Genomic DNA, 1,627 nt, shown 5'->3' on the forward strand with positions numbered 1-1,627 from the left:
CTGCGGGGCGAGGTTGTTGTCTTGCCGGGCAAAACGCATTCGTACCGGACGTGGTCGGAGCGGATGGGCGCCTATGCACAGAGCCGGGAGCTGCTGAGGGAAGCCGATTATTGGCGGCAGGAGCAGAGCGCTAACGTGCAACCGCTCCCTAAAGACGGGGAATGCGCTGAAGCCCGGACATGGGGAAGCAGCACGCGTGCGGTGATTAACTTAAACGAGCGGGAAACGAAAAACCTGCTGACGGGAACGCACCATGCGTACAAGACGGAAATAAACGATGTGCTGCTCGCGGCGCTTGGTTTAGCAATGCAGGAATGGACGGGTCATGAGACGCTGGCTGTTCATCTGGAAGGCCACGGCCGGGAAGAAGTATTGGGTGACGTGGACGTGACGAGAACGGTGGGGTGGTTTACGAGCATATATCCGGTCGTCTTTGAAATGAAGCAGACGGAAGGGATAGCCTACTGGATCAAATCGTTCAAGGAGAAGCTGAGACGGATTCCGAACAAAGGCGTGGGATACGGCGCGCTGAAGTATTTGACGCCAAGGGAGAAAAGCGGCCTAGGAAGCGGAATAGCGCCGGAAATCAGCTTCAACTACTTGGGACAATGGGACCGGGAGATGAATACCGGGGCGATGTCGATGTCCGGTCTTTCTGCCGGGGTGTCGATGAGCCCGCAATCGGAACGGACCTATGCGTTGGACATTTCAGGGAGCGTAATGGACGGAAAACTGATGCTGAGCGTGACGTACGACGAGCAGGAGTACCGTGAAAGCACGATGCAGGCATTGCTGGCCAACTACAAAAAGCAGCTGCTTTCGATCATCGACCATTGCATGCAGCAAACTGAGAGCGTGCTGACCCCGAGCGATGTGGGCAGCAAACCAATGGCTTTAGACGATTTCGAAAAGCTCTTAACAAGATTGAATGATTTGTAAAGTGGGATCGCTGTTATTCATAATTTATAGACGGAAGATAGGTGATTGTATTGAGTAGTGGCGGTAACCGTAATGTAGTTTCCATGTACCCGTTGTCTCCGATGCAAGAAGGCATGCTGTTCCAAGCGTTAAGGGAACCGCAGTCGTCCGCGTATTTTAATCAATTGTCGTTTGTGATTCAAGGGACGCTGAATGAAGCCAATCTGGAGAAGAGCCTTTCCCTTCTGATGGAACGTCATGATATTTTCCGAACGGTGTTTATGTACGAGGGATTGGAAGAGCCCTTGCAGATTGTTCTCAAAAAGCGCAATCCATCGATTGTTTTCGATGATTTCACAGGGTTAGCGGAAGATGAAATCAAGCACAAAGTGGATCGGTTCAAGCAATCGGATCGGGAACAAGGATTCAATCTTACGAAAGACGTGCTGTTGCGGATAGCCGTATTCAAGACGGGAGAGAGCAGGTACGAGATCGTATGGAGCCACCATCATATCTTGATGGACGGCTGGTGCATGGGCATCGTTTTGAAAGAGTTCTTCTATATGTATACGCAACTTTGCGGCGGCAAATCGATAGATTTGCCTGCCGTAAAGCCCTATATCCACTTCATCAAGTGGCTGGAGGAGCAGGATCGAGAAGAAGCGCTGGGGTACTGGAGAAACTACTTGGCGGGATACGAGCAGCGGGC

The 1,627-nt window shown here is 51.8% G+C and carries 2 protein-coding genes; both read left to right on the plus strand.

The window, feature by feature from the left end:
• Positions 1–939 (plus strand): condensation domain-containing protein (locus ACX1DY_RS31345; protein ID WP_458968034.1); only part of this gene is annotated, 939 nt, incomplete at its 5' end.
• Between the two features lie 50 nt (positions 940–989).
• Positions 990–1,627, plus strand: a 638-nt coding sequence (locus ACX1DY_RS31350; protein ID WP_458968035.1) for a condensation domain-containing protein, incomplete at its 3' end; no start/stop codon positions are given.

It is taken from the genome of Paenibacillus sp. BAC0078 (assembly GCF_054483875.1).